This window comes from Mucilaginibacter paludis DSM 18603, from assembly GCF_000166195.2.
GTDB classification, from domain to species: domain Bacteria; phylum Bacteroidota; class Bacteroidia; order Sphingobacteriales; family Sphingobacteriaceae; genus Mucilaginibacter; species Mucilaginibacter paludis.
On record NZ_CM001403.1, the window covers coordinates 6,446,732 to 6,467,486 of the forward strand.

At 41.7% G+C, this 20,755-nt stretch carries 18 protein-coding genes; 13 read left to right on the plus strand and 5 right to left on the minus strand.

Going from position 1 to position 20,755, the window contains the following annotated elements:
• Positions 1 to 46 precede the first annotated feature (46 nt).
• Entirely contained in the window at positions 47 to 3,004 is a 2,958-nt protein-coding gene (locus MUCPA_RS27045) for an FAD-binding and (Fe-S)-binding domain-containing protein (RefSeq protein WP_008510790.1), read from the plus strand.
• A 758-nt stretch (positions 3,005 to 3,762) separates the two neighbouring features.
• Complete coding sequence (locus MUCPA_RS27050) at positions 3,763 to 4,362, plus strand: alpha-ketoglutarate-dependent dioxygenase AlkB family protein (protein WP_008510791.1); 600 nt, start codon at positions 3,763 to 3,765, stop codon at positions 4,360 to 4,362.
• Between the two features lie 14 nt (positions 4,363 to 4,376).
• Here the strand turns inward: MUCPA_RS27050 and MUCPA_RS39335 are convergent, their stop codons facing one another.
• Positions 4,377 to 4,511: a hypothetical protein gene (locus MUCPA_RS39335; RefSeq protein ID WP_008510793.1), complete on the minus strand. Its 135-nt coding sequence runs from the start codon at positions 4,509 to 4,511 to the stop codon at positions 4,377 to 4,379.
• 101 nt (positions 4,512 to 4,612) lie between these two features.
• Here MUCPA_RS39335 and MUCPA_RS27055 point away from each other — a divergent pair, with 101 nt between their 5' ends.
• The 6 genes from MUCPA_RS27055 to MUCPA_RS27080 all read left to right on the plus strand — a co-directional run bounded on the left by MUCPA_RS27055 (position 4,613) and on the right by MUCPA_RS27080 (position 11,063).
• Complete coding sequence (locus MUCPA_RS27055) at positions 4,613 to 5,194, plus strand: YceI family protein (protein ID WP_008510795.1); 582 nt, start codon at positions 4,613 to 4,615, stop codon at positions 5,192 to 5,194.
• Positions 5,195 to 5,513: 319 nt separating this feature from the next.
• Positions 5,514 to 5,969 carry a hypothetical protein gene (locus MUCPA_RS27060; RefSeq protein ID WP_040626508.1) on the plus strand — a complete coding sequence of 152 codons (456 nt, stop codon included), beginning with the start codon at positions 5,514 to 5,516 and terminating at the stop codon, positions 5,967 to 5,969.
• A 289-nt stretch (positions 5,970 to 6,258) separates the two neighbouring features.
• A complete protein-coding gene (tig, locus tag MUCPA_RS27065; protein ID WP_008510802.1) occupies positions 6,259 to 7,608 on the plus strand; it encodes a trigger factor in 1,350 nt (449 codons plus the stop codon).
• A gap of 719 nt (positions 7,609 to 8,327) precedes the next feature.
• A complete protein-coding gene (gene clpP / locus MUCPA_RS27070) occupies positions 8,328 to 9,026 on the plus strand; it encodes an ATP-dependent Clp endopeptidase proteolytic subunit ClpP (RefSeq protein WP_008510803.1) in 699 nt (232 codons plus the stop codon).
• A 165-nt stretch (positions 9,027 to 9,191) separates the two neighbouring features.
• A complete protein-coding gene (gene clpX, locus MUCPA_RS27075; RefSeq protein ID WP_008510804.1) occupies positions 9,192 to 10,430 on the plus strand; it encodes an ATP-dependent Clp protease ATP-binding subunit ClpX in 1,239 nt (412 codons plus the stop codon).
• A 363-nt stretch (positions 10,431 to 10,793) separates the two neighbouring features.
• Complete coding sequence (locus MUCPA_RS27080; RefSeq protein ID WP_008510806.1) at positions 10,794 to 11,063, plus strand: YtxH domain-containing protein; 270 nt, start codon at positions 10,794 to 10,796, stop codon at positions 11,061 to 11,063.
• A 96-nt stretch (positions 11,064 to 11,159) separates the two neighbouring features.
• Here the strand turns inward: MUCPA_RS27080 and MUCPA_RS27085 are convergent, their stop codons facing one another.
• Positions 11,160 to 11,738, minus strand: coding sequence for a porin family protein (locus MUCPA_RS27085; protein WP_040626514.1), 579 nt, complete (start codon positions 11,736 to 11,738; stop codon positions 11,160 to 11,162).
• Between the two features lie 216 nt (positions 11,739 to 11,954).
• Between MUCPA_RS27085 and MUCPA_RS27090 the strand changes: the two genes are divergently transcribed.
• Positions 11,955 to 12,653, plus strand: a complete 699-nt coding sequence (locus tag MUCPA_RS27090) for a pseudouridine synthase (protein WP_040628157.1) — start codon at positions 11,955 to 11,957, stop codon at positions 12,651 to 12,653.
• A gap of 167 nt (positions 12,654 to 12,820) precedes the next feature.
• Here the strand turns inward: MUCPA_RS27090 and MUCPA_RS27095 are convergent, their stop codons facing one another.
• Positions 12,821 to 13,351: a GNAT family N-acetyltransferase gene (locus tag MUCPA_RS27095; RefSeq protein WP_008510812.1), complete on the minus strand. Its 531-nt coding sequence runs from the start codon at positions 13,349 to 13,351 to the stop codon at positions 12,821 to 12,823.
• The gene (locus tag MUCPA_RS27100) at positions 13,348 to 13,893 is read right to left on the minus strand and encodes an STM3941 family protein (protein WP_008510813.1); all 546 of its coding nucleotides are present in this window, start codon (positions 13,891 to 13,893) and stop codon (positions 13,348 to 13,350) included. The genes MUCPA_RS27095 and MUCPA_RS27100 overlap by 4 nt, the downstream gene beginning before the upstream one ends.
• A gap of 166 nt (positions 13,894 to 14,059) precedes the next feature.
• Between MUCPA_RS27100 and MUCPA_RS27105 the strand changes: the two genes are divergently transcribed.
• Positions 14,060 to 14,674 carry a 2OG-Fe(II) oxygenase gene (locus MUCPA_RS27105; protein WP_008510815.1) on the plus strand — a complete coding sequence of 205 codons (615 nt, stop codon included), beginning with the start codon at positions 14,060 to 14,062 and terminating at the stop codon, positions 14,672 to 14,674.
• A gap of 948 nt (positions 14,675 to 15,622) precedes the next feature.
• A complete protein-coding gene (locus MUCPA_RS27110; RefSeq protein WP_008510817.1) occupies positions 15,623 to 17,974 on the plus strand; it encodes an ATP-binding protein in 2,352 nt (783 codons plus the stop codon).
• Positions 17,975 to 18,058: 84 nt separating this feature from the next.
• On the opposite strand, the gene MUCPA_RS27115 is transcribed toward MUCPA_RS27110, so the two are convergent.
• On the minus strand, positions 18,059 to 19,384 hold the full coding sequence (locus MUCPA_RS27115) for an MFS transporter (protein WP_008510819.1): 1,326 nt from the start codon (positions 19,382 to 19,384) through the stop codon (positions 18,059 to 18,061).
• A gap of 238 nt (positions 19,385 to 19,622) precedes the next feature.
• Here MUCPA_RS27115 and MUCPA_RS27120 point away from each other — a divergent pair, with 238 nt between their 5' ends.
• Both MUCPA_RS27120 and MUCPA_RS27125 read left to right on the plus strand, forming a co-directional pair.
• On the plus strand, positions 19,623 to 20,516 hold the full coding sequence (locus tag MUCPA_RS27120; protein ID WP_217220336.1) for an FAD:protein FMN transferase: 894 nt from the start codon (positions 19,623 to 19,625) through the stop codon (positions 20,514 to 20,516).
• Between the two features lie 8 nt (positions 20,517 to 20,524).
• Complete coding sequence (locus MUCPA_RS27125) at positions 20,525 to 20,746, plus strand: DUF4266 domain-containing protein (RefSeq protein ID WP_008510822.1); 222 nt, start codon at positions 20,525 to 20,527, stop codon at positions 20,744 to 20,746.
• Positions 20,747 to 20,755: the final 9 nt, after the last annotated feature.

The following is a 20,755-nucleotide window of genomic DNA, read 5'->3' on the forward strand; positions in this document are numbered from 1 at the left end:
TTCATTTTATGTTAGCGCTTTCCGGGCATCTGCTTAAATTTGAAGTATGATTGACTTGACTGATTCTTTTTCCGCACTGAGTAAACAATTTAGTGGAGAGCTTTATTTTGATAACTCTGTGTTGCACGAAGCGCAAAAGCGGGTTTATTCAACAGATGCTTCCGTTTACCAGGAAAAACCTGTGGCCGTTGCCGTACCTAAAACGGAGGCTGATATCAGTTTATTAATCGCATTTGCAGGTCGGCATAAAATAACCTTAGTGCCGCGTGCCGCCGGAACCTCTTTAGCCGGCCAGGTGGTTAGCAGCGGGATCATCGTTGATATATCGAAATATTTTAAACAGGTAACAGAAGTTAATACCGAAGAAAAGTGGGTGCGCGTGCAACCCGGCATAGTGCGTGATGACCTGAATGCGGTTTTACGGCCATACCAGTTGATGTTTGGCCCCGAGACTTCTACATCCAGCCGGGCCATGATAGGCGGGATGATCGGAAATAACTCCTGCGGGTTACATTCTATCGCCTGGGGTGATACCCGCGATCATTTGCTCGAAGCCAAAGTATATTTAAGCAATGGCGAAGTGGTTCAACTTAAAGCTTTAAACGAAGCCGAATTACAGGGCAAGCTAACCTTGAATACCTTGGAAGGTAAAATTTATCAGCAGGTAAACGAGTTGGTTACCAATGCTAAGAATGTAGCGCTCATCAATCAAAACTATCCCAAAAAAACATTAACACGGCGTAATACCGGTTATGCGCTTGATTTTTTGCTTCGCGATACGCCTGGCAAGCCCTTTAATTTGTGTAAGCTCCTGGCCGGGTCTGAAGGTACATTGGCCTTTGTTACCGAAGCCAAGCTCAATTTATTACCCTTGCCACCCGCCATGGATAATTTGGTGTGCGTCCATTTTAATTCCCTCCAGGAAGCGCTACAGGCCAACCTGGTTATTTTGAAGCATAAACCGGTAGCATCCGAGCTGGTTGACCGCTACATTATGGATTTTACCAAGGGGCACTCCACTTACCAACACAACCGCTTTTTTATAGAGGGCGAACCGGAGGCTATTTTAATGGCTGAGTTTATGGGGGATGATGCTGATGAAGTAAGGCAAAGGTCGGAAGCGCTGATTGCCGATTTAAAGCTGGCCGGTTTAGGGTACGCCTATCCCGTATTGAGCGGAAACGAAGCTAAACTGGCCTGGGATGTGCGTAAAGCTGGCTTAGGCTTGATACGCAATTTACCGGGCGATAAGCAGCCGGTTAACTTGATAGAAGATTGTGCCGTATCGCCTGAGGACTTACCCGCCTATATTGCCGATTTGCAGGCCCTGCTGAAACGGCATGAGCTCCATGCATCATATTACGCCCATGCCGGAGCCGGTGAACTGCATGTTGAGCCGATGATAGATCTGAAAACTGAAAGTGGGCAGGCGCTGTTTCGTACCGTGCTAAAAGAAACCGCAGTACTGGTTAAAAAATATAACGGCTCGTTAAGCGGCGAACATGGCGACGGACGTTTGCGCGGCGAGTTTATTCCGTTTATGATGGGAGAGGAGGTTTATGATCTCTTTAAGCAGGTGAAAAGCTCTTTCGACCCGGATCATATCTTTAACGCTGGCAAAATTGTAGATACGCCCGCCATCAATACGCATTTGCGTTACGAAGCAAAGCATAAGGGCAAAACCATCCCGACGATATTCGACTTCTCCAAGCAAGAAGGGATCCTGAGGTTAGCAGAAAAATGTTCCGGCTCAGGCGATTGCCGTAAAACGCATGTAACCGGCGGAACCATGTGCCCATCCTATATGGCTACCCTTCAGGAGAAGGATACCACACGCGCCCGTGCCAATATTTTACGCCAGTTTTTAACCGTATCAGAAAACAGCAACCCTTTTAATCACAAAGAAATTAAAGAGGTGATGGATTTATGTTTGAGCTGTAAAGGCTGTAAATCCGAGTGCCCATCGAGCGTGGACGTGGCCAAAATGAAGGCCGAGTTTCTGCAGCATTATTACGATGCCAACGGCGTGCCATTCCGTACCTGGATGATTGGCAATTTTACCAAGATGCAACAAATGGCTTCGTTGATGCCGTCGTTATACAATTATATCATCTCGCAGCAATTTACCGGCGGCTTAATTAAAAAGTTGGCTGGCTTTGCACAGGGGCGGTCATTACCCGCTGTAGGCAAACAAACATTGCGCAACTGGAAAAAAGATTGGGACAAAAAACGAAGAGCTAACCGGTACCACACCGTAAAATTGCCGGTTGTTAATTTGTTTTGCGACGAGTTTACCAATTATAACGATGTTGAAATAGGCAAAACAACCGTGATGCTGCTGACCGCCCTCGGTTATGAAGTGGTTATACCTGGGCACCTGGAGAGTGGCCGTACCTATTTATCAAAAGGTATGTTGCGCAAGGCTAAACAAATAGCAGAAGAAAACATCAGGATGCTTGGTGATGTAGTGAGTGCCGATGCGCCGTTGGTCGGGATTGAGCCTTCGGCTATTTTAACCTTCCGGGATGAATACCCCGACCTCGCCTCTGCCGGATTGCAGGAGAAGGCGCAACTATTATCCAAAAATAGCTTTTTGTTAGAAGAGTTTTTAATGCGCGAGGTTGCTCAAAAGCGGGTGCTTAGGGAGCAATTTACTACCGAGGCCAAGTTGATTAAATTGCACGGGCATTGTTACCAAAAAGCATTGAACGCGCTATTGCCAACGCAAGCCATATTATCGTTACCACAAAATTACAAGGTTGAACTCATCCCGTCCGGCTGCTGCGGAATGGCCGGTTCCTTTGGGTATGAAAAAGAACATTTCGATATCTCTGTTAAAGTAGGCGAGTTGGTATTGTTCCCACAGGTTAGGGCAGCGACAGAAGGTGTGCTGATAGCTGCCGCAGGTACCAGCTGCCGCCATCAAATTAAAGATGGCACGGCGGTTAAAGCGCTGCATCCGGCGGAGATATTATGGGACGCTTTGCTGGATAAGGGCGTTTAAATGTTTTTAATGAGGTGTGGGGCAACGTGTATATTTGTGCAGAGCGGCCATATAAATTCACCATGTACAGTGTAAAGCCTGTTTTGTTGGCGCGAAAGCTATCATCCTGAGTAAGCCATCGGGTGCCCGGAAAAAACAGGGATGACTTTTAAAAAGCATCTTAAACTATGTCATCGGCAGGAACGAAGCAACCACGGAGGAACGCTCGCTCTGTATTGTTCGCGATTGCTTGGTTTTTTATAATGACGTCTTCTTAAGTTGTTTATTATCAATGATTTTTATTGCGTCAATAATCAGTATTTTTAATTTAGATCATCGGCCCGCTCAGTCGCCGCGGGAAGGGCTTTGTTCTTTTTTCTTGACAAAAAAGAACCAAAAAGTCAAGACTGCCCGATCCTTCCACCCACAGGCCAGCTCCCGGCCCGGCGTGCAGTCAGGCCTTTGCGCACTATCTTTCTGCACCTAACAATCTACAAGGTTCAAACGTCATCCGTATTTTTTTCCGGTTGGCGGGGTTCGTTACTTTCAATAACTTAAGAAGACGCCCTTATAAGCCCGTCGAAGGACGTGGAGCGTAGCGCTGTTCAATGTGTTTTGATACTACTTTGTACCATGCCTGGCTTATAACTAAACTTGTTATAAGTAGTGGCGACGCAACTGTGCGCAGGCACGTCCGCCCTTAGTTTCATCATCAATTGTTGTACTCATCCGCAAGAAACGGATTTTATTCTTCGGGCGGGAGCCCTAAATTTGTACCGATGAATTTGTTCGATATAGAGTTTCCCATCAATATTCTGCCTTTTGACGGCGAAGTTAATTACTACGGGCCTGTGCTTGATCAAGCCAAAGCGAACCAATACCTCGGTGCCTTGCTGGATAAGGTGGCCTGGAAGAATGATGAAGCAGTTATTTTTGGCAAGCATATCATTACCAAGAGGAGGGTAGCCTGGTACGGCAATGATGGCTATAGCTATACCTATTCTGGAACAACCAAGGAAGCTCTGGCCTGGACCACGGAATTATTGGAACTGAAAAACTTAGTGGAAGGCTTAACCGGGGATAAATTCAATTCATGCTTGTTAAATTTATACCATAACGGCGACGAAGGTATGGCCTGGCACAGCGATGATGAAAAATCCTTAGGTAAAGATACCACCATCGCATCGCTAAGCTTAGGCGCCGAACGAAAGTTTAGCTTAAAACATAAAGTAAATAAAGAAACCCGGTCGGTGATGTTGGAGCATGGGAGTTTACTGGTGATGAAAGGCACCACACAAACCAACTGGCAGCATGCTTTGCCCAAAACTAAAAAAGTAAGCCACCCGCGGGTTAATCTCACCTTTCGCACCATGATTTAGCCTTTAGCAAGCTGCTATCTTAAAAAGGCCGAATAATGTAAACTGTTGGTTATTAAAGTAGTATTTTGGATGCTGCCGCTGTTAACCAGTTCGTGTGATGTGATGTTTTTCACGTTAATATCATATTTGGCTTTTATGTGTTGTAACATGTATATTTCTTTTATACCTTTGAAATCAAATTAAGATGATAACAAATCAGAATTAATTGATAAAGTATATATTAGTAAACAAAAATCAAACAAAAAAAGTCATGAAAAAAGTTACAATGATCGCCGCGGTATCAATCTCCGCTTTCTTATTAGCCTTTAAAACCATTGCGCCAACAACATGGACCGTGGACAAAGCCCACGCAAAATTAGGTTTCAGCATCACCCACTTAATGGTATCTGATGTTGAAGGTTCTTTTAAAAGCTTTGATGCTACCATCACTGCCCCCGGCGACGATTTTAACAATGCCACAGTTGATTTTACTGCTGATGCAAACAGCATCTCGACTGATAATGACGCCCGCGACAAGCACATTAAAGGCGACTCGTTTTTAGATGTTGCTAAATTCCCTACATTGACTTTTAAAAGTACATCATTTAAAAAAGTAAGCGGTAACAATTACAAAGTTGTAGGTAACTTAACCTTACATGGTGTTACAAAAACTATTTCGTTAGATGCCATTGCCCGCACCGGGATGAACCCAATGAGCAAAAAAGCGGTTGCTGGTTTTAAATTAACCGGAGTTATCAAACGTAGCGACTTCAATATCGGTGCAAGTTTTCCTTCAGGTGTATTGAGCGATGAAGTTACTTTGGATGCCAACGCTGAATTTGGTCAAAAATAATTAGCCGATAAGTATCAGCTTATAAAAAAGAAACCCTTGCCAACCTATGGCAGGGGTTTTTTGATTTTCGCCCGTTAGTGCGTCTATTTGATACATCCTCGGACGGTAAATAATTAGCCTGTTGATGCGATTAGTTGACCATCCTGAGGAAGCAATTAGTATTAAAATCCTCATATTTTATCATTATTTTAAAATATTAAGCTTATTAACCTGAATTTTTGCCATTATCAAAATTTAGTCCCCTCTGAAATATCATTTGAAGCACGTATTTTTATATGGTAAAGATAGGTTGGATATAAACTTCAAGTCTGGACATAGGATGCTGAAAACGATTAGAATATTAGCCGTAGCTGTGTTGACTCTTGCTTCTTGCTCGCAGTCGAAAAACGAAAAAGCCCGCGAACTTATAGATCGCTATTGCGAAACAAGTTTGAAATACCGCGGCTATCGTCCGTTAATTTTTGACGAACCGCAACCCTGGTTGGGTTTATCCCCTGATAGTGCAGCAAAATCGCGGCTGCTGAGGCAACTTGATAGCACGAAGTTGTTATTATCAAAAGCACCGGATAGATCATTGTATAAGGCTAAGGCTGATTCGATAGAACGCGCCCTTAATGCTATAAATAAAAGTGCAAAAGATAATTCAGGCCAGCAAAGGTGGCAGGTGCGGCATACCTATACCTATAAAAAAGACAAAAAAGGTCACGTCCGGGCTACTACAATTTTTATCATCAACGGTAATTTTACCCGCGTACTGCAAGCCATTGATCAGTAGCATATGGTATTATTTGGGCCGGATCTCCAATTCGTTATTAAACAGCTTTAATATTTAGCAACAGGTATATCATTGATGATATTATCCAACCTTTAGCAGCAAAGCACCGGGGTTAAGTCCTAATGCAGCATTGTAATTGCTCTGCCCGATTAACAAGCAGCCGCCAGATTAAAAAATAAAAAAAATTAATACCTTTGCACCTCCAAAACCGGAAAAAAAGTTTTGGTTAATTACGGGGACTTAAAACGCCTCTGCAAATTTTTTGTAAACGATATAGAATACCAAAAAAATGAACATTACACAGGAAAAAATTGACAACCTAAATTCAATATTGACCATTACGCTACAGCCCGAAGATTATAATCCGCGTGTTGAAAAAACAATTAAAGACCAGGCAAAAAAAGCTAAAATAGCGGGTTTTCGTCCGGGAATGGTTCCGCCGTCGCATATTAAGCGGATGTACGGTAAAAGTATTTTGGTTGAAGAAGTTAATAGCCTGCTGAATGATTCGTTAACCAACTATATCAGTGAGAATAATATCGATGTGTTAGGTCAGCCTTTACCAAAGATTGATCGCGAGAAAGAATTCAATTGGGATTTTACCGATAATTTTGAGTTTAACTACGAAATGGGCGTAGCGCCTGAGTTTACGATCGACATATCGTCGAAAGATAAAGCTACCGAATACGTAATTAAGGCTGATGAGGCTACTTTGGCCGAAAGGATCAAAAACATCCGCCGTGGCTATGGCAAGATGACAAATCCTGACGTATCGGCAGATGATGACGTACTTTATAGCGAGTTGAAGCAACTTTCAGCAGATGGTTCTGTTTTTGAAGATGGAATTAGCAATACTGCATCTATCCGCTTAGACCAGATCAAAAACGAAGAAGTTAAAGCTTCGCTGATCGGCTTAAAGAAAGATGATGTAATTACATTTGATATTCAAAAGGCTTTTGATAATGATGCAGCTAAAGTTGCCGCTCTATTGAAAATTGAAGAAGACGAGGCTGCCGATTTAAAGTCGGATTTTCAGTTAACCGTTAAAAATGTAAACCGCCTGGAAGAAAGTGATTTGAACCAGGAGTTCTTTGACAAGCTATTTGGTGAAGGCACAGTAACCACCGAAGAAGAATTTAGAGCCAAAATTACCGAAGAGGTAGAAGGTATGATGGTTCAGGACAGTGACCGCAGGTTACAAAATGACCTTTATAACCTGGTAATGGATAAAGTTAATTTTGAATTGCCTGATGAGTTTTTAAAGCGCTGGTTATTAGCCACCAACGATAAACTGACTCAGGAAGATCTGGATAAAGATTACGACAATTTTGCTAAAAACCTGAAATGGACCTTGATTGAAAACAAGATTGTTAAGGATAACGAAATTGAAATTAAATACGACGAAGTATTTGCCCTTGCAAAACAACGTTTGGATGCCCAGTTTCGCATGTATAGCCCTCAGCCTTTAAGCGATGAGCAATTAGGCCAGTACACGGTACAATACCTGCAAAACAAAGAGAACGGCAACAAAATTTTTGAAGAACTAAAGGCTTTAAAAACTTTAGATTATTTGAAAACCGTTGTAACCTTGGATAAAAAGGAAATAAGCAGCGAGGAATTTGCTAAACTGCCGGCCTAAGCTGGCTCTCCCTGCTATATGCTCCCAGTTGTTGGGAGTACTTTATGACTTTAAATGGATGCCGGGCACATGCCTGGCATCTGCTTTTTAAAACATATGCTTTTTACTCCAACTCGTCATTGCGAGGAGGTACGACGAAGCAATCTCTAAGCTATACAGGATTTACGTAAAGTTCCGCGCCGCCTACGTAGAGATTGCTTTTTACGCTATGTGAGGTCTTCTTAAGTTTTTGACGGCCATTATAAAAGTGTTATTGCGAGGAACGAAGACAACCGACCGAAGGGAGCTCATTAATACCAATAAAAAATAACACAAATTAATAATCTCGAACTATGCAGGGCGAACATGTCTCCGTGCGATTGCTTCGTACCTCGTAATGACGCTTGGAGAGGGGCGATTTATTAGTAATATCAGCGTAGCTATGAAGGATGCCGCGTTAGGGATAGCAGTGAAAAGCCCGGAGAGGAGCGAGGACTTGTAATGGATAGCCCGGGCCGAAGGCAACGCCAACCTGATTTGCAATTTGGGAGTACAAATGAGTATTTACCCCAATTTGAGATTATTATATCAAATTAGCCAGGCGTGTAAAAAGTAACATCAACGTACCTCAATCAAAATGACCCAATACCCACAATTAATTAAATTAAAAAATTTTAATTTGCTATAACAATTACACCTGAGTGCTATATATTAGTACCCAGCCATAACCACTAAAAACTATGAATATCGACAAAAATGAATTTCGCAAATATGCTGTAAAGCACCATCGCATCAATAGCCTTGCTGTTGATGGCTTTATATCACGTGTTGAGAGCAGCCGCATCCCAACCAGCATGACGCCTTATATTATCGAAGAGCGCCAGTTAAATGTTGCTCAAATGGATGTGTTTTCGCGTTTGATGATGGATAGAATTATCTTTTTAGGTGATGCTATTTATGATACCAATGCCAACATCATCCAGGCGCAGTTGTTGTTCTTACAATCGGCCGATGCTAAACGTGATATCCAGATCTACATCAACTCGCCAGGTGGCTCGGTTTATGCCGGTTTAGGTATTTATGATACAATGCAATTTATAAGCAACGATGTTGCTACCATTTGCACCGGTATGGCGGCCTCAATGGGCGCTGTATTACTTTGTGCTGGTACTGCAGGTAAACGTGCTGCATTGCCACACTCGCGGGTGATGATTCACCAGCCATCCGGAGGCGCTCAGGGTCAGCAGTCTGACATTGAGATCACCTACCATGAAATTACCAAATTGAAAAAGGAGTTATACCAGATTATTGCCGATCACAGTGGTGCCTCGTACGAAAAAGTTTGGGATGCATCTGATCGTGATTACTGGATGATTGCCGAAGAAGCCAAAGAATTTGGTATGGTGGATGAGATTTTAAGAGGCAACGCAAAAAATTAATTAAAACTATTAACCTTGAATTGGGTTGATTAGTGTAATTAGTACACCATTAAAGTTTTTTTGGTGGGCGTAAAAGGTTAAAAATGTCATTGTGGATTGATATTGTCAATTTTACAATGACATTTTTAATAATAAATTGTATTTTTGATAACTAAACTAATGGTGATGAATAAAAACAGCAAAGAGATCAAGTGTTCGTTTTGTGGAGCCGGAAAGCAGGACTCTTTGATGCTGATCGCTGGTTTGGATGCTCATATTTGTGATAAGTGTGTGAACCAGGCCAACGAAATATTAGCCGAAGAAATGAAGGTACGCAAGGTTAAAAATCCTAATCTGGCGGCCACTATCCTGAAACCATTTGAAATAAAAGCTCACCTGGATCAATACGTTATAGGCCAGGATGATGCTAAGAAGGTGTTATCAGTTGCGGTGTATAACCACTACAAGCGTTTGAACCAAAAAGTAGATAAGGACGAGGTTGAGATAGAAAAATCAAACATTATTATGGTTGGTGAAACCGGTACAGGTAAAACCCTGCTGGCAAAAACCATAGCCAAAGTATTGAATGTACCTTTCTGTATTTGTGATGCAACGGTATTAACCGAAGCCGGGTATGTAGGAGAGGACGTTGAAAGTATTTTAACCAGGTTATTGCAGGCCGCTGATTACGATGTAACTACTGCGGAGCGCGGTATTGTTTATATTGACGAGGTGGATAAAATTGCCCGTAAAAGTGATAATCCTTCTATTACCCGTGATGTATCGGGCGAGGGTGTACAACAGGCATTGTTAAAAATACTTGAAGGCACTATGGTTAATGTACCACCACAAGGTGGGCGTAAACACCCCGATCAGAAAATGATTACGGTGAACACCAGCAATATACTATTTATTTGCGGTGGCGCTTTTGATGGTATTGAGAAAAAAATTGCTAACCGGTTGCGCACCCAAACGGTGGGTTATAAATTTAAAAACGAAGACCATGAGGTTGATATGAAAAACCTCTACAAATACATTACCCCACAGGATTTAAAAGCGTTTGGTCTGATACCCGAGTTGATAGGCCGCCTACCTGTGTTAACTTACCTTAACCCGCTGGATAGGGAGGCTTTAGCCAATATTTTAACAGAGCCTAAAAACTCGTTGTTGAAACAGTATAAAAAGCTGTTTGAATACGAAGGGATTAGCCTTGATTTTGAGCCGGAGACATTGAGCTTTATTGTTGACAAAGCAATGGAATTTAAATTAGGCGCCCGTGGCCTCCGTTCCATCTGCGAAGCCATTATGATAGATGCCATGTTTGAGTTTCCATCTAAAAAGGATGTGAAAAGCCTGGTAGTTACATTGGATTACGCTTTGGAAAAATTTGATAAGTCGGATTTAAAAAAGTTGAAAGTGGCTTAAAGCTACAGCGCAAGTTTGAAAGATTACCGTTATAACTACGGGAACCCTGGCAAGCGCCGGGGTTTTTTATTTAAAATGATTTTATTTTGTTGGGTGACTTGATGACGGGAATTGTGGGGTGTTTGGATAATATCAATTTTAAATTGGCAAGTGCTTGTTGCTTACTATTTGGCAATGTTGCGTTTACGCACTTTTAGGCTTTTGGGGAAACATTAACCCCGGGTTTACGTTATTATTACATAAAATAGGAGATGCAAAATGTACTGTTGCATTTCGGAAAACGTTATAAAATTTAGTAATTTGCAACGCCTTTCGCTTGATGGGCTTTGTAAACCAATTTATTAAGATACAATTTATACTAATATGAGCAACACTTCAAAAGGAGCGGTATTCTTACTTGCAGGCTTAGCTGCAGGTGTTACCTTAGGACTTTTATTTGCGCCGGGCAAAGGAAGGGAGAACCGTGAAAAAATAAGTTCATCTTTGCAAAATCTGGGCGAAGCCCTGGTTGATACAGCGGTTGTGCAGTTTGATACCCTGCTTAATCTTACAGATAAGCTGGTAACACAGTTTAAAGCACAAACAGATCCATATGCTACCATGCATGATGATATTGAGAACGCGATAATTTAACTGGAAGAATATGTGACAAGGAAAAAGCCGCGTAATGTTATTTACGCGGCTTTTTCCTTGCATTTCAGCCTTGTTTTAAAAAGGCCGTATGCCTGCTTAAAATATAGTGTAGGCGGCTGTTAAGGTAAACAAGTTCAATTTTTGATCATAGCCGTTGAGGTTGGTTAAACCCAGCTCGTACCTCAGATCAACCGAGAATTTGGTAAAATCGGCACCGGCACCAAATTGCCAGGCGTGATTTTGGTCTTTAAAGTTCAATTTGGCAACGTTGCCAACGGCATTGCCAAAGCTTTGATCTTTATTAATGATGAACGAAGCCACCGGACCGGTATAAAACCTACCTCCAATACCAAGGGTGCCTACCTTCATGCCAAAAAGTAAAGGCACATCAATACTGTTTAATTTAACGGTGTTAGTTTCGCCGCCGCTGGTTACTGTAGCTATTTTGCTGCTATAGTATAATTCGGGCTGGAAGTTGAATCCCAGCGCGCCAACGCGTGCCCATACGCCGGCAAGGTAACCTGCCTGGTTATCGCTGCTTAAAGTGTTATTGGTTGAAAATTTAGAAAGATTTAAGCCGCCCTTTAAGCCAAATGCGAAGGACGGGATGGCCTGCGCCTGCGTAGCGAGGTTGATAGAGGCCAGAAGTAATACTGAAAGTAAGATTTTTTTCATGATAAGGGACTTGTAGCTATTTAACTGATTAATTTTAACGCTAATATAGGTATGGAGGCGCATATATCGGCCCTGTGCCTTTGAATAAGTTTTTGGGATATTAACGGCTAAGCCCGGCTTTTAGTACGGTGGACCAATATTCGGTTAGTTAATGCAATTAAACCGGCAAGTTTTGATTATTTCCGTTGAGCATGCTTACCTTCGCGGGTAATGCCCATTCTTGATATTATTTACCACGACGATTATTTGGTGGCCATCAATAAACCACACGGATTACTGGTGCACCGGTCGTCCATTGCACATGATGTAACCGAGTTTGCCCTGCAAATATTGCGCGACCAACTGAATCGCCATGTTTTTCCGGCTCACCGGCTTGACCGTAAAACGGGTGGGGTATTGTTGTTTGCCCTGGATAAGGAAACAGAGAAACTGATGCAAACCCAGTTTATGGAAAATGCTGTGAAGAAAAAATATCTTGCCCTTGTTAGAGGGCATACGCCTGATGAACAGGAAATTGATTACCCGTTGCGTAAAGAGAACGGTACTTTGCAAGATGCTTTTACCCGCTATAAAACCCTTGCACGCGCCGAACTGAAGGTGCCTTTGGGTAACCATCCCACCTCGCGCTACTCGCTGATAGAAGCACAACCCGAAACGGGCCGTATGCACCAGTTACGCAAGCATTTCAGCCATATATTCCATCCCATCATAGGCGACCGGACACATGGCTGCAATAAGCAAAATAAATTATTTAAAGAGCGCTGGGGAATGGAAACCATGCTGCTCCATGCAACGCAACTATCCTTTACGCACCCGGTAACCGGTGAGCAGTTGCAAATACAAGCACCTTTACACGAGGAGTTTTTAAGAGTGATGGCATTTATGAGCATGAGCCCCCCGGCTCCAATCTCGTGAAGTTAAGGGTTTGATTGCTTATGAAAATTATAAAATAAGCCTGCAAAGGTGCCAAGACGCTAAGAAACAAGACATAAAAACTTTGCGACTTAGCTTCTTTGCATGCAAAATCTTAACGGAATGGCGTTGCCCCGCCTGGTAACGGAAATGACTTTGAGGCGTTAGTTTTAAAGTAGAGTAAGCGGCGTGCTTTGATACCAGTTGCATTGATCGCCATCGTAATCAAAAGTGTTTACAAATTTGAGCCCTATCTTTTGTAGCACGTGGTTTGACGACGCGTTGCCGATATCTGCCATACCGTAAATTTCGTTTAACTGAAGTTGAACAAAGCCATAATTCAGGGCGGCTAAGGCGCTCTCGGTGGCATAGCCTTTGCCCCAGTAACGCTTAATAAAGCGGTAGCCTATATCGTAAAAATTGATGTGGTTATTCACCATCTCGGTTGTGAGCTTAAGCCCACACCAGCCTATAAAATTGCCAGTGGTTTTTTCTATCACCGCCCAACGGCCAATACCGTTGTTAATGTATTGCTGGCGTATAAAAGCGATCACATCTCGGCTTTGCTGTATATTGGTTAGTGGATTTCGCCCTAAATAACGATGCACTTCAGGGTCGGAGTCCAATTCAAATAGGCCAGCTTCGTCGGTGGGTAGTAATTCGCGTAATATCAGCGGCTCTGTTTCTGCAAAAATATTCATCGTATATCCTCATGGTTAAGATAAATTTCCAGGTTATCCTTAATTAAACGGTATAAATCCTCAAAGTCGCATTTGAGGCCGTTGGCAGTGATACTCAACGGTGTATTGTAGCGGTTAAGGTTATACAACATAGCTTTTTTTGTAAGGTAGTGGGCTTGGCGCTCAATGTATTTTTCAGGATTCACCACCTCAATCATCATGAGTTTTTGCCGTCCAATTTCAATTACATAAATATCTTTAATGTCCCGCCATACAATTGAGCCACCGGCTACAGCGCTTGAATTATCAGTAATCCCTTCCTCGTCAATGATAAGTCCCGGCTTGTTATCCTGGAGTTTACGGGCTATGAACACACCTATAAACCCGAAGAAAACTATACTGATGATACCCAGGGCCTGGCAAAAGATAATTGGATAGGCGGCTATGCTTGGTGCAGCTGAAAACAACCATATGCCGATAGCAACAAATGCAACACAGCCTAAAAGCGATAGGGATAGTTTGGTTTTGCTTAGCGCTACTTCAGTACGCGTAATGTATGGCATAATTGATACAATATAAACAAAGTAAATCCGTAGTTAGAATCTGTTTTGTTGCCACAAGATAAGAAAAAGCGACTGTCCCCCCATTTGAATTGTCATAATTGTTGGATCACTATTAATAAACGAGTACTCTTGTTTATTGCCATTTAAATAAACTACCTTCACCAACATGGCTTCGGATCGGTTGGGTGAGTTAGAGGAGATTTTTAATACACTGATAGATAGCTTTATTGCGGATGAGGTTGGTATAGCCGAAAATTTTTTAACTGATGACCTCGCCGGGCACCTCAAAAATAATTTAAAGACCTTGTACCAGGCAAACTTAATGAATGCTGCAGGTACAGGCAATGATACCAACGTGTCGCACGATACCCTGGTTAGAAGCGACAAAATTTATTGGCTCGACAGGAAGCATAACGACCCCCACGAAAATAACTTTTTTGATTTGATGGACAGCTTTGTAAGCTATTTAAACCGTACCTGTTATGCCGGTATTACCGGTTACGAATTTCATTATGCCTTGTACGAGGAGGGGAGCTTTTATACAAAACACCTTGATCAGTTTCAGAATAACGGGAGCAGGCAATACTCCATGATTATGTATTTGAATGCTGGCTGGAAAAATAGTGATGGAGGCGAACTGTGCATACATCATCAAAAAGGTTTGCAAAGCATTAGCCCTGTAAACAAAAAAGGAGTTTTTTTTAAGAGTGCAGAACTAACACACGAAGTATTGCTCGCCAATAAGCCGAGGATGAGTATTACTGGCTGGTTAAAAATTTAAAATTAAGCTTGCAAATTCGATCCAAAGTGAAACAATAATGTTTTAAAAGCAAGAATAAATACATGATGTGGCCGCGTTAAGTCCAAAAAAAAGGGCGGCCCAAAGGCTGCCCGTCAAATATAAATTATACTCTGTAATTAGGCTCTTTCTGGAGCAAACAATGGTAACAAAATAGCAGAGATCAATAAAACAATTTCTAATACAACTAACATAATTGTGATTTTTAAATAATTAATAACTAAACTTTAAAGGTCTTCAGAATGATGATATTCATCTTTCTTTCGTAGATGCGCACACATTACGTGCCATAGTAAAATGAGGTTATGAAGTACAAAAAAAGCCTGATTTTTTTATTTGTAATCGATTGGAAATCACCTGGAAAACGATGGTTTTTAATCTAAAAAACAACAACAAAAAAATAGATAATCGATGTATCTGAATCAACAAAAACAAAAGAGATATAGTTGAATAGAAAAGTGTAAATATTGATTTTAAAAAACGGATTTAATTTCAAACACATACTTATAAGTAAGGGAATATGTTGAAATTGGCATTTCTTTCCGCTGATAGAAACTTAAATTATGCAGGTGAGGTAATTATTGAATTATAAATATCTTAATCGGTTTAAAATTCATCAAAAAAGCAGCAAAAAAAAATATTTGTCAATTTGTCATTTGGTATGACATTTGAAATATTTGGCACTTAACTTCATCGATGACAGGTGTCTACAGGCTGACATATCGGCAAACTTGTCAGTTTTGAAAGGTGTTTAGCTTGTTTAGCACACGACTTAGATAGGTCTCGATTGCTGTAAACGGCGATATAGGCCTTCAACTCCAGGATATGACAGCTGTAAAATACTTTTTTATTAGCTTATATTTATCGCGGCAAATATGGCGTTTATCAACATAACCGGTTGATGATATTTATTTGTTTATCTTATTTTAAATGAAGATCGGGAAGTCTCTTTATGCTTTTTTATTACTTTTTTGTTGTTTAACGGCTGTTGGTTTCGCCAACACGCAGCCCTTAGCAAAAAAAGGCGTAGTAGATTTGCGCAGGCAGTCCTTCTTTGAAAAAATACCGCTCGATGGGCAATGGTGTTTTTATTGGCATCAATTAATCAATCCCAACGATACAACAAAGCATAATGCCTGTATAGTTGATTTCCCTTTTAAATGGAACGGCTTTAGTTTACGGGGCGAAACTTTGCCATCTTTTGGATATGCCACTTATCAGTTAACAGTATTGTTGCCGTCAAAAACTCCACCTTTGAGTTTATCAGTTCCTGATGCTTATTGTGCCTATCGTTTGTATCTTAATGGTAAAATGGTAGCCGAAGACGGCAGAGTTAGTAATACTCCGGAAGGTTTTGAGGCTCATTGGCAGAATAACATCGTTGATGTACCTACGGGAGTGGATACACTGAAAGTTGTGCTTCAAATTGCCAATTTTGTACATAGCAAAGGTGGCATAAGCAAGTCTATTGTTATTGGCGAACGAAGAATGATCGATCTTAGCCGTCGCCGGTCTGAGGCCATCGACTTGCTTTTAACAGGCTGCTTATTTATGGGAGGGCTGTTTTTTCTGGGGCTGTACATCTTCGGTAACCGGGATAAAGCCATCCTGTTATTCTCTTTGTATTCCATTGTTTACAGTTACCGCATTATAGGGGTTAATAATTATGAGTTGCATACCATTTTGCCCGATATCAGCTGGTACGTTACCATCAGGCTGGAATACATTAGCCTGTTTGCAGGCATTGGTTTATTTGGGTTATATACTCTTTATTTATATCCACGAGACATCTATAAGCCCATTGTGTATGTTATAGGCTCAATTTGCTTTTTGTTTAGTGCAGCTTCGGCAGTTTTGCCGCCGCTTTACTTTACACAATTAATTAATCCGTTTTTAATAGTAACTGTTTTCTGCCTCGTTTTTATACCGTACGTCTATATCAAGGCCTATAGAAACAAGCGGCCGGGCTCAGGGTATGCCCTGGCAAGTTCTTTTTCGTTAATGGTGGTATTCAGCATTTCGTTGTTTCACTATTGGGCTATCATCGGGCCTTTGCAACTGCTCAACTTTGCGGGCTATGTAAGCTTTTTCTTTTTACAGTCGTTAATTTTGTCGCATCGGGTTTCGTTCGCACTTAAGCGGGCCAGGGCCCAGGCGGAGCAGGGGCTTAAGGCTAAAAGTGAGTTTTTAAGTACAATGAGCCACGAGATCAGAACGCCGCTAAACTCTGTGATAGGCATGAGCCATTTGCTGCTCAAAACCAATCCACGGCCCGACCAGGTGGAGCACCTGGACGTGATGCTCTTCTCCGCTAACAATTTGCTGGCCATTGTGAACGATATTTTAGACTATAATAAAATAGAAGCCGGAAAAATTGTATTTGAACATACCGAGATGGATATTGCCTCCATTGCAGGCAACATCGTAGCAGGTTTACAAAATTCGGCCAACGACAAGGGCATAGGACTTAAATTGCAGGTAGACAGCGCCCTGAACAACAAAGTAATCGGCGACCCTACCCGTTTATTCCAGGTGATAAGTAACCTGGTACATAATGCCATTAAGTTTACCCAGGCCGGGGGAGTAGAAGTGGGCATAACTGTAAAAGGCCAAACCGAACATGACGTTACTTTAAGTATTTGGGTGAAAGATACCGGCATCGGCATTTCAAAAGACAAGCAAAAGCTGATTTTTGAAAGATTCACCCAGGCTGATTCATCCACCTCCAGGGGATTTGGCGGAACAGGTTTAGGTTTAGCCATCTCTAAACGGATTTTAGAGCTCCAGAATTCAACCTTGCAACTGGAAAGCGAAGAGGGTAAAGGATCTACTTTTTACTTTATTCAAACATTCTTGAAAAGTATAAAAACTGTTGAGCAGCTAAAAAAAGAGGATAATTTGCCCAAAGAAGATAACAAGCCTTTTACCGGCATACATATTTTATTGGTTGAAGATAACCCGATGAATGTGCTGGTAGCCCAAAAGTTTTTGCAACGCTGGGGCGCAGATATTGATGTAGCTGCCAATGGTTTGGAAGCCCTGAATAAACTGGATATTAGTAAACATCAATTGGTATTAATGGATTTACATATGCCTGTAATGGATGGTTATGAATCTGCCCGGAATATCAGGGCACAAGGTATAAGCATCCCCATTATTGCGCTAACCGCTAATCTGCCAGGCGAGATACAGCTAAAGGTGAAGGAGGCAGGGATAGATGACATTATGGTTAAGCCCTTTTTACCCGATGAATTGTATCGAAAAGTACTGCATTACATTTAGCTTTTTGATGGTAAGAAGCCCCGATCATACCATTGTTTTTTGGCTTTTAATTTGGCAGCCTTTGGCTTCTATTGATAAAAATTCTTAGCCTTTTATAGAAGCAGCAACCCTTGCTGTTTTATTCTCGGCAATCACAAGCGCGATCAGTAGCACCAGACCTACAGCGAAAAAGCAATCAAGCGCCAGTGCCGAATCGCGCATTTCATGGGTGAGTGATTCTACATATCCAAAGCAAAACAACCCCACCACAATAGAAAGTTTTTCGGTAACATCGTAAAAACTGAAATAAGATGCTGTATCCGGAATGTTTTCGGGAAGATATTTTGAATAGGTGGATCGCGATAATGACTGAACGCCGCCCATTACCACACCAACAATTACCGCAGCAACATAAAATTGTTGCGAACTGGAAATAAAATAAAAAGTTAAGCAAAGTGATGTCCAAACAGCGACCAGGCCTGCCAGGGTTTTGGCATTACCATATTTTGAAGATGCCGCGGCCGTTATCATGGCGCCTGGCACGGCAACAACCTGTATAACAAGGATGATCGAGATCAGCGAGTCATCGGGCATGTGTAGCTCCTTGGCGGCAAAGTTGGCGGCAACCAGCAAAATGGTTTGTACACCTACCGAATAGAAAAAGAAAGCAGAAAGAAAACGTTTCAACAAAGGCATCTTCCTGATTTTACCGAACACTTTGGCCAGTTCTTTAAACCCTCCGGTAAATACGTTGTAATTATGTGATCCGGCATTGGGTACGCCTTTAGGCAATAATTTGAAAGCTATAAAGCTAAACCCAATCCACCAAAAAAATACAATCAGGAACGATATGCGCGCCGGTAACGAATCATCCTTAATGCCAAAATATTCGGGCTTTAAAACCACCAGGAAACAAATTAATTGCACCACTATACTGCCTACATAACCATAAATAAAGCCTTTGGCGCTTACGGCGTCCTGTTGGTCAACGGTGGCTATTTGCGGCAGGTACGAATTGTAAAAAACAAAGCCACCGCAGTAGCCAATGGAAGCCAAGCCAAAACAGATCATGGGTATTTCAAGCGCACTTCCGGGTTTAAAAAAGTAGAGGCCTGCACAGGCCAGGCTGCCCAACCAGGTAAATAATTGCAAGTAAAGTTTTTTGTTGCCACGATAATCGGCAATTGAAGTAAGGATGGGCAGAATTGCAACTACAATGAGGTAAGACAAGCCTAATATGTAGTTTGACAGCACCGTGTTAACATATTGATGCCCGAAAAACGAAACCATGTCGTGCGTTTTGGCATTCGCGGTAACAGCTACGAAATAAGCCGGAAATATAGTTGAGGTAATAACCATATTATACGATTGATTGGCCCAGTCGAACATGCACCACGCCCAAATCGTTTTCTTGTTGTTTTTTTCTTCCATACCAGCCCTAAAAATATACATTTTTTAGAGCTTACAAAAAATTAGGAATCACGAAGAAAGAAGGCTTATAATAACGTGATTGATAGCGGTGTAAATAGCTTTAATTTCATCTTATCTTCATAATCTAAGTGTAATATTGTTATGTAAGCAAATAATCGTTATGATAGATTATTTGTAAGCAATCCCTAATAGAACAATGATGCCAGGCCGCCTTATTTTTAAACGAAGCTGTAAACTGATGGGTAACCATTTTGAGCTGAGTGTTGTTGCCGATAATGAAAGTTGGGCCAACGATAGGATAGAGGCCGGTATCAACGAAATAAAACGGATAGAAAAGTTGCTCACTACATTTAGCGACGATAGTGAAACCAATCAAATTAACCAGCAGGCCGGGATTGCTCCGGTTAAGGTAAGCGCCGAAACCTTCGGCCTTATCCGGCGTTCCATTCGCATATCCGAACTCACCCAGGGAGCCTTCGATATTACCTATGGATCCATCGACAAACGGTTGTGGAACTTTGATCAAAAGATGACTTCTCTTCCCGACAGGGATACCGCGCAAAAAATGGTGCGGTTAATCAATTTTAAAAATATCATTCTCAATGAGCACGAATGCTCGGTTTTTTTACGTGAAGCCGGAATGCGGATAGGTTTTGGTGGGATAGGGAAGGGGTATGCAGCAGAACGCGCAAAGCAAATTATGCAACAACAGGGTGTTATAAGCGGTGTGGTAAATGCCTCCGGCGATTTAACTACCTGGGGCGTACAGCCTGATGGAAAAAAATGGACTTTGGGTATAGCAAATCCAGATTCATCACACGATATATTTTCATACATGAACATTACTGATATGGCGGTAGCCACATCTGGTAACTACGAAAAATTTGTGATGATTGGCGGTAAAAAATATTCGCATACCATCAGCCCCCGTACAGGCCTGCCCGTTACCGGTATTAAAAGTGTAACCATTATTACAACCAATGCGGAGATTGCCGACGCCATGGCTACACCGGTAATGATTATGGGGATTAACGCCGGCCTTGATATGGTTAACCAGATTAATGGCATAGAGGCTGTAATTATTGACGACGATAACAGACTATACACGTCTAAAAACATTAACATAAAATAACCCCCTGAATGAAAAAGCAAGTGATTAAACTATTGGCCTGTATGATATTAGCTTTAGGAGTTACGTCGTGTACGCATCTGAAAGAATACCAAAAGAGCCGGCTTAACGACTCTGAAATGGTATTAGGCAACCGTAGGGTTGAAAAAAATGAAATGAATTTTCAATCTTACCGCGAAAGTGCTTCTGGTGCTAACGGCGGTAAAACTGGTGGTGGCTGCGGTTGCAATTAATTACAGGTA

What these genes read in the sequence shown, in the direction of transcription:
- MUCPA_RS27125 (WP_008510822.1), top strand. Translation starts at nt 20,525, where the DNA reads ATGAAAAAGCAAGTGATTAAACTATTGGCCTGTATGATATTAGCTTTA.
- clpX (WP_008510804.1), top strand. Translation starts at nt 9,192, where the DNA reads ATGAATAAAAACAGCAAAGAGATCAAGTGTTCGTTTTGTGGAGCCGGA.
- MUCPA_RS27110 (WP_008510817.1), top strand. Translation starts at nt 15,623, where the DNA reads ATGAAGATCGGGAAGTCTCTTTATGCTTTTTTATTACTTTTTTGTTGT.
- MUCPA_RS27120 (WP_217220336.1), top strand. Translation starts at nt 19,623, where the DNA reads ATGGGTAACCATTTTGAGCTGAGTGTTGTTGCCGATAATGAAAGTTGG.
- MUCPA_RS27050 (WP_008510791.1), top strand. Translation starts at nt 3,763, where the DNA reads ATGAATTTGTTCGATATAGAGTTTCCCATCAATATTCTGCCTTTTGAC.
- tig (WP_008510802.1), top strand. Translation starts at nt 6,259, where the DNA reads ATGAACATTACACAGGAAAAAATTGACAACCTAAATTCAATATTGACC.
- MUCPA_RS39335 (WP_008510793.1), bottom strand. Translation starts at nt 4,511, where the DNA reads ATGTTACAACACATAAAAGCCAAATATGATATTAACGTGAAAAACATC.
- MUCPA_RS27080 (WP_008510806.1), top strand. Translation starts at nt 10,794, where the DNA reads ATGAGCAACACTTCAAAAGGAGCGGTATTCTTACTTGCAGGCTTAGCT.
- clpP (WP_008510803.1), top strand. Translation starts at nt 8,328, where the DNA reads ATGAATATCGACAAAAATGAATTTCGCAAATATGCTGTAAAGCACCAT.
- MUCPA_RS27085 (WP_040626514.1), bottom strand. Translation starts at nt 11,738, where the DNA reads ATGAAAAAAATCTTACTTTCAGTATTACTTCTGGCCTCTATCAACCTC.
- MUCPA_RS27045 (WP_008510790.1), top strand. Translation starts at nt 47, where the DNA reads ATGATTGACTTGACTGATTCTTTTTCCGCACTGAGTAAACAATTTAGT.
- MUCPA_RS27095 (WP_008510812.1), bottom strand. Translation starts at nt 13,351, where the DNA reads ATGAATATTTTTGCAGAAACAGAGCCGCTGATATTACGCGAATTACTA.
- MUCPA_RS27100 (WP_008510813.1), bottom strand. Translation starts at nt 13,893, where the DNA reads ATGCCATACATTACGCGTACTGAAGTAGCGCTAAGCAAAACCAAACTA.
- MUCPA_RS27060 (WP_040626508.1), top strand. Translation starts at nt 5,514, where the DNA reads ATGCTGAAAACGATTAGAATATTAGCCGTAGCTGTGTTGACTCTTGCT.
- MUCPA_RS27055 (WP_008510795.1), top strand. Translation starts at nt 4,613, where the DNA reads ATGAAAAAAGTTACAATGATCGCCGCGGTATCAATCTCCGCTTTCTTA.
- MUCPA_RS27105 (WP_008510815.1), top strand. Translation starts at nt 14,060, where the DNA reads ATGGCTTCGGATCGGTTGGGTGAGTTAGAGGAGATTTTTAATACACTG.
- MUCPA_RS27115 (WP_008510819.1), bottom strand. Translation starts at nt 19,384, where the DNA reads ATGGAAGAAAAAAACAACAAGAAAACGATTTGGGCGTGGTGCATGTTC.